We start from the raw sequence: 6824 nt of genomic DNA, 5'->3' as shown, positions 1-6824 counted from the left end.
GTTTTCAAGAACAGACGTGCACCCTCTAATACTATTTCGCCTTTTTCTGGATATTGTTGCACAATTTGCGTACCATTCTCACCGAGTATAATTGGTGTTAATTTTTGAGCTGCTAATTCCTGTGTCGCATCTTCAACGCCTAATGCTACATAGTCGCTCACTTCTACATCCTCTGCACGTTCTACTTCTTCCGGCTCAACATTTAAATATTTTAAACTACGGTCCATGACGGAATTAAATACTTCTGACGTTGGATCTGAGCCAACATATTTTTCGCCGAGCTTCGGTTTCTTAACAGCAATGTACATCACTAGTTCTGGATCATCTGCCGGGGCACTACCTAAGAAGGAATACAGGAATTGATTTTTCCCCCATGAATAGCCGCCACCCGCTTTAGGAATTTGTGCGGTACCCGTTTTACCGGTTACTGTATAATCTTCACTTGCAAATTTTTGAGCCGTTCCGTGTTCGGATGTAACGGTTGTTGCTAATGTCTCACGTACTTCTTTAGCCGTTTCTGCTGAAATTGGCTGGCCTTTAACAGTCGGTTCATGTTGCTCAACCGTTTTACCAGTGTTAGGGTCGACAATTTTTTCAATGACATACGGCTGCATCATTTTGCCATCATTCGCAATGGCTGAATAGGCTTGAATCATTTGAATTGGCGTCACCGTTGACCCTTGACCATAGGCCGTTGTGACAACATTGATTGGGTATTGATTTAACAATTTACCCGACACTTCACCAGGTAAATCAATTCCTGTCTTCGTACCAAAACCAAATGTTTTCAATGAATCCATAAATTTTTCAGGACCAATTCGTTTTAGTAAGTTCGCCATCCCTACATTTGAAGAGCGTTGAATCCCTTCTAAATAAGTAATGCGACCCCAGCCACGCTGATTACTATCACGAATCGTCGCATCATACACTTTGTATTGACCTGATTGGAATGTGGCATTTGGCTCCCAGTTACCATTTTCGATTGCTGTTGCAAGCGTAAAAGTTTTCATTGTCGAGCCCGGTTCAATCGTTTGTTCTGTTAAATAGTTCGCCCAGCTATTTTCTAAGCCTTCACGCGTTTTCAAGTTAAACGTTGGGCGCTGTGACATCGCTAAAATACGACCTGTTTTAGGATCGGCTACAATGGCCATCATCGATTCAGGATTGTATTTCTTCTGCACCTCTGACATGGAATCTTCTAAAAAGCTTTGAATCATTTTATCAAGCGTTAGATAAATATTTTGACCGTCTTTGGCCGGTACGATTGTTTCATCCTTCATCGGTAATAAACGACCCCAGAAGTCACTTTCATATTCAAGTTTTCCGTTCGTACCCGATAATTCATCGTTGTACGTTCGTTCAATGCCCATCTCTCCACTTACTTTACGTGTAAATAACTGTGTCTCTTTATCACGAACTTCCTCTTCCTTGACAATCCCTACTAAATTGGATGCGAAAATGCCATTCGGATAAAAGCGCACAAGTTGCGTCTCGAAATTAATGCCTGGTAACTCTTCTGCTTCAATTTTCTTTTTTACACTATTCGGCAGATTGCGTCCTGCCTTATTAAACTCAACTTGATATCGATCAGCCTTTTGAGCCTTCACAATAATTTCACGAATTTCAGCTGGCGATAAATCAATATATTTTGAAAGCACGCGTGCTGTCTTATCGACATCTACGACGTGATAATCTTCTTTTAAATCTTTTGAAATCTCGGGCGTAATAATGGCATACATTTTATAGCGTTGTTCATCTTCCGCAATAATCGAGCCATTACGGTCCATAATCTTTCCGCGTGTCGCAGATAAATTTTCCTGCTTTGTATGTTTTTTCGCTACCGAGGCGGCCAAATCACGGCCTTCCGCTGAACCTGTCGCTTGGATTAAGGCAATCCTTACAAACATCAATAGAAAAAGGAGCCCAAAAATGCCTAGCATTAAAAAGGCTCCCCATCGATTTCCGAATACACTTTGTCGTTTACGTTTTGTCATTCTCCTGACACTACCTTCACTTTCGAATCAGATGTTAAGCCTAAAGCTTTTGCCTTCTTCATAATGCGCTCCGGTGTCGATAAGCTACTTACCTCATTTGATAATTCGCTATTTTCTAATTTAATCGAGTCAATTTTCTTTTCTGTTTGACTCATCTTTACAGACGTCGATTGGATTGACGATAGAGTGTTTAAATTCATCACAGCAAAAATAGCAATAATACTCATCATCACTACAAAACTCAACTTTTCTGCTTTTGACCATTTGAAAATTGAAATTTTACGACGGGTCTGAGGCTTTTTCTTCGGTTGTGGGGTAGGATTAAAATCTGGTTGTTGTTCAATATACGGTTGTTGTATGTAATCCTGCTTTGGTTTTGCTAATGCCATCTAAACGACTCCTCTCTAAGCTTTAATACGTTCGATAATACGTAATTTCGCTGAACGTGAGCGATTGTTTTCTTCTAATTCTTCATCACTTGGTAAAATCGGTTTGCGCGTTACCAATTTAAAGTCTGGTTTTAAATGCTCCGGAATAACCGGTAAACCTGGTGGTAAATCTGGTAGCGACGATTTTTCTTTAAACAATGTTTTACATAAACGGTCCTCTAATGAGTGGAATGTAATCACACTCACGCGGCCCTCAACATCGATTAAATCAAGTGCTTGTTGTAATGAATCCTCGGCTGCCCCTAGCTCATCATTTACGGCAATACGGATTGCTTGGAATACGCGTTTTGCCGGGTGCCCACCTTTACGGCGAGCTGCTGCTGGAATACCATCTTTAATTAGTTCAACAAGTTGGCTTGTCGTTTCGATTGGCGCTTTTGCACGCGCTTCCTCAATTTTACGAGCAATTTGTTTTGAAAATTTTTCTTCGCCATAACGATAGAAAATACGAACAAGATCTGAATACTCCCAGTTGTTTACGACGTGGAATGCTGTGAGTGCAGCGGTTTGGTCCATACGCATATCTAGTGGCGCATCTTGGTGATAACTAAAGCCGCGCTCCGCCACATCAAGTTGTGGTGAAGATACCCCTAAGTCATATAGAATGCCATCAACCGTTGTGATACCTAGTGCTGATAATTCCTGCTGAATATAGCGGAAGTTTGAGTGCACAAAAGTCACGCGGTCTAAATATGGTGCTAGTCTTTCTTTTGCATTGTCGATTGCAATTTGGTCTTGGTCAAAACAAATTAACCTACCTTCGTCCGACAGCTGACTTACGAGATATTCACTGTGTCCAGCGCCGCCGAGCGTACAATCTACATAAATGCCATCAGGACGAATGTTCAAACCATCGACTGTTTCTTTTAATAATACGGTTGTGTGATTGAACATCTTAAGTCCTCCAAAATCAAAATATCTTATTATACGCGTTTACTAACCTAGTACCGCACGTACTGAAAAAGTAAACGCGTATAATGAATAAGTGAAACATCGTACAGCAGTATATTCCCCAATAGCCCTATTTTCAAAAGCTATTTTGAAAAAATATACCGTTAACCCTATAAACTATCCCACTTTATACAGTAAATGTACCACATTCATCGTTTTTACTCTACAAAATCCTGTATAATTGTGCAAAATTCCAAAAAAATAAGCATTTAATCCCTATTAAAAGATTATAATATGATAAATTTCACATTGATACCTTAAAAAAGTAATTAATATTATGCTTTTATGCATTTTAGGACGTTAAAAATTAAAAAAAGATGCTATCAAAGCATCTTTTTTAGTGTTATAAATAAACAATTTGATGACGACCATCAATTGTATACGGTAATGTCAGTAAATCATCTACTAATGTCATACCATAGTCATTTAAATATGGATACGGTGTATACGTACGTTCCTGGAAGCCTCCAAGTGGTAATAAGTCCCGTTCGACATCTCCAAAGCGACGCATCGCCACATCATGTTTCATCAATACTTCCTGCTCAATTTTACGCATCATAAAATCAAGCTGTGACTTATGGAAGTTTAAGTTTTTATCAACGAGCGTATTGACATGTAAATCATTCGCAATTAAATGCTCATGCAATTCCGCATATTGTTTTTCAATTAAACGTTTTGTTGTTTCAAGCGTTTGCTGTGCTTCTTTGTCATATACTTGCGCTTTAAAGCTTTCGCGTAAGTCGTCTACTTTTCCTTCTAACGCATCTTTCACCGTTAACTGCAAATCCTCAAGTAGCGCCTGTGTATGTGATGTTACCATCGTAATATTTAAACGTGGTGTGAATACCGGTACTTTCATACCTAATGTCTCAAAGCCCTCTTTCAGCGTTGACCAATAAGCAAGCTCACCAGGTCCCCCAACAAATGATAGTACTGGAAGCACCATATCTTGCATCATTGGACGTGTCACTACATTATTACTGAAGTGGCCCGCCGCTGCTTGTTGTTTCATTTCATCTACTGTGAAGTGAACATTCGCCGCATGATTTAAAAACTTACCATCCTTACGCACTAATAAGTAGCGTGCACCGTCCTCTGTGTAAAATAAGTTTGCCGCATCTTCTGTAGCACCGATTGGCATTGGATAGCCAAGTTCGACTAAATGCGTTTCACGCGCTGTAACAACTTTGGCGATTTCTTCTGAATGGTCGATTAATCGTTCAAAATAGGGTGCTTCGTATGCGCGTAGCTTTTCATCCGCCGCATCCAGCATTAATAAGCCATACTCTTTAAATAACCCGTGCATTAAGCGTACAAAGAAGTCTGTAAATGTCGTTGTTTGCTCAACTTCCGCTAACACGCTCGCTAATAAATCTTTCGTGTACGCTGTTTCACCAAAGGATGCAAAAATTTCTTTCACCCATTCCGTTAATGCCACGCGGTCAAGCACGGTATACGATGCCTGTTTTTTATGCTTCGTTTTTTCACCAAAATTCACTTTATGTAATGTGCTTGTGAATGTATGGTTAATTTCATCGATATCATGATCTTCCCCAGCAATCCAAAAGACTGGTACAACAGGTACACCGAGTTTTTCACGCTGCTCATTAGCTAAGACGATGACCGTAATCGCTTTATGTACAGAATAAAGCGGTCCTGTTAATAACCCAGCTTGCTGTCCACCAACAACGGCTACCGCATTCTCTTCTAATTCTTTTAAATGTTGCTCATCTTTTGGTGATAAGCCATATGGCGCCATAAAGTCGCGAATAATGTCGGCTAACTCCTGACGACGCACGGGATGATTTTTTAAATCATTCAGACGTTGTTCAAACGCTTCTTGTGTTTGCTCATAATGGAAAAAGGCTGCTACATCCCCTTGTTGTTGATAACTATTTAATAAAGGGTTTGTTGCCTTTAACTCAACTTGTTCCAATCTCATAGTCGCTCTTACTCCTCTTCGAATGTTTCACTCCTAGTAGCAGTATATCATTTCCTACTTTGTGAAATATATAAATGTGCTTACGGCATAAACAAATGCATGACCCATAACACAATATAGATAAAGCTATATAATAAAAAGACGATGCGCCAAGTGCGCTTTAATACGCCTAAAAATTTCAGTTCTTCTTTCATGCGCCATTCAAGCGTTGTCATAAGCATTAACAACACAACAGCAACAATCCATGTGAGAACACCTAAATCGACATCAAAATAATTTTTTGCGAGCTGCGGTATGGAAAAAAGCAACACAAATGTTGTAATATCTGCTGCTGCACCAAATGCGCGATGGCCTTTTTTGATTAGTTTCATAAACAGAAAAACGATTAAAAAGATGCCCCATGGAAATTGGGCGCATAATTCAAAAATTGTCGACAATATGCCCATTCCATCCACCCCCCTTTTTTTACCTTATGCAAGTATAATAATGTTTGAAGCTAAAATGCAAATCGAATTCAATTTTACAACATAAAAAAACGAAGACCTCTCTTGCTAAAACACGAGAAATCTTCGTTTAAAATCATGCATTATTTTTTGTTTTTTGATAGAAAACGATCGACTGCTGCTAAATGCGGCTCTTGCTCCCAAAGTAGTGAACATGTGGCCACCTCTTGTTGAATACGTGTATAAAGTCCGGCATTTTTCCACTTACGAATCTCCATCTCTTTGTACGCCTTATGGACACCTGGCTCCACTTTGCGCATATCCTCAATAAATTCTTCAAGAGCATTTCGAGGCTCCCCCTCAAAGACGCGCATTGCCCAGCCAATATCATATAGTTGCTGTGCAGGATATGTTTTCGCATCTACTAGCATTTTGAGTGCGCGGTCATGACGCAGCCCGCGCTCAAATAAGTACGTTCCGCCACCCCAACCGGTCGTAATGGCGAGTGTCCCTTGAATAAAGCCACATTTCGCTTCGGCAGCCACGAGACGGAAATCACAAGCTGTAGCAATTTCACAGCCGCCTCCTACTGCCGTGCCATTAATTAATGCGATTGTCGGTACAGGAAGTGTCGCCCATTCATATAATAGTTCTGCCATCTTCGACAACATGCTTGACGCTTGTTCTGCCGTCGTCAGCGTATGAAACTCAGATAAATCCCCACCTGAGCAAAATGCGCGGTCTCCCGTGCCTGTAATGACTAAAAAACGTACTGTATCATGTGTATGTACATAATCAATTACTTCACGGAAGCCATCCATCACGTCATCATTAATTGCATTACGACGTTCTGGACGGTCAATTGTAAACGTTAAAACGCCATCTACTTCCTCAAAAAAATACCCCTTTGTCATCTCTATCACCCTTTGTTTATTTTTTCGGAAACATACCTGTATGATAGCAATTTAATAAGAAAGTTGGCAATAGTGGAAAATTTTTACGTCCTATGATAAAAAAAGAACGTAGTACCGATTAACAGATACTA

Annotated in this window: 6 protein-coding genes; all 6 read right to left on the bottom strand. The window is 40.0% G+C overall.

Annotation, left to right across the window (positions count from 1 at the left end):
• Positions 1-1994: penicillin-binding transpeptidase domain-containing protein (locus tag KTHG_RS02595; protein ID WP_020189367.1), on the bottom strand; the 1994-nt coding region annotated here is incomplete at its 3' end.
• The gene (ftsL2, locus tag KTHG_RS02590; protein WP_020189366.1) at positions 1991-2383 is read right to left on the bottom strand and encodes a cell division protein FtsL; all 393 of its coding nucleotides are present in this window, start codon (positions 2381-2383) and stop codon (positions 1991-1993) included. The genes ftsL2 and KTHG_RS02595, both read right to left, overlap by 4 nt.
• A gap of 15 nt (positions 2384-2398) precedes the next feature.
• Entirely contained in the window at positions 2399-3337 is a 939-nt protein-coding gene (gene rsmH / locus KTHG_RS02585; protein ID WP_020189365.1) for a 16S rRNA (cytosine(1402)-N(4))-methyltransferase RsmH, read from the bottom strand.
• Between the two features lie 400 nt (positions 3338-3737).
• Positions 3738-5336: a bacillithiol biosynthesis cysteine-adding enzyme BshC gene (gene bshC, locus KTHG_RS02580; RefSeq protein ID WP_020189364.1), complete on the bottom strand. Its 1599-nt coding sequence runs from the start codon at positions 5334-5336 to the stop codon at positions 3738-3740.
• 80 nt (positions 5337-5416) lie between these two features.
• Positions 5417-5782 carry a DUF3397 family protein gene (locus tag KTHG_RS02575; RefSeq protein ID WP_020189363.1) on the bottom strand — a complete coding sequence of 122 codons (366 nt, stop codon included), beginning with the start codon at positions 5780-5782 and terminating at the stop codon, positions 5417-5419.
• Between the two features lie 140 nt (positions 5783-5922).
• Positions 5923-6693 (bottom strand): enoyl-CoA hydratase/isomerase family protein, encoded by a 771-nt coding sequence (locus KTHG_RS02570; protein ID WP_020189362.1) that lies wholly within the window; start codon positions 6691-6693, stop codon positions 5923-5925.
• Positions 6694-6824: the final 131 nt, after the last annotated feature.

Origin of the sequence: Kurthia sp. Dielmo (assembly GCF_000307285.2) — a bacterium.
GTDB lineage: Bacteria > Bacillota > Bacilli > Bacillales_A > Planococcaceae > Kurthia > Kurthia populi.
Note: the sequence above shows the minus strand (reverse complement) of the source record. Positions and strands in the feature narration are given on the sequence as shown.

Bases quoted from the DNA above. Each gene is read 5' to 3' on its own strand.
- rsmH (WP_020189365.1), bottom strand. From the start codon at position 3,337: ATGTTCAATCACACAACCGTATTATTAAAAGAAACAGTCGATGGTTTG.
- ftsL2 (WP_020189366.1), bottom strand. From the start codon at position 2,383: ATGGCATTAGCAAAACCAAAGCAGGATTACATACAACAACCGTATATT.
- KTHG_RS02570 (WP_020189362.1), bottom strand. From the start codon at position 6,693: ATGACAAAGGGGTATTTTTTTGAGGAAGTAGATGGCGTTTTAACGTTT.
- KTHG_RS02575 (WP_020189363.1), bottom strand. From the start codon at position 5,782: ATGGGCATATTGTCGACAATTTTTGAATTATGCGCCCAATTTCCATGG.
- bshC (WP_020189364.1), bottom strand. From the start codon at position 5,336: ATGAGATTGGAACAAGTTGAGTTAAAGGCAACAAACCCTTTATTAAAT.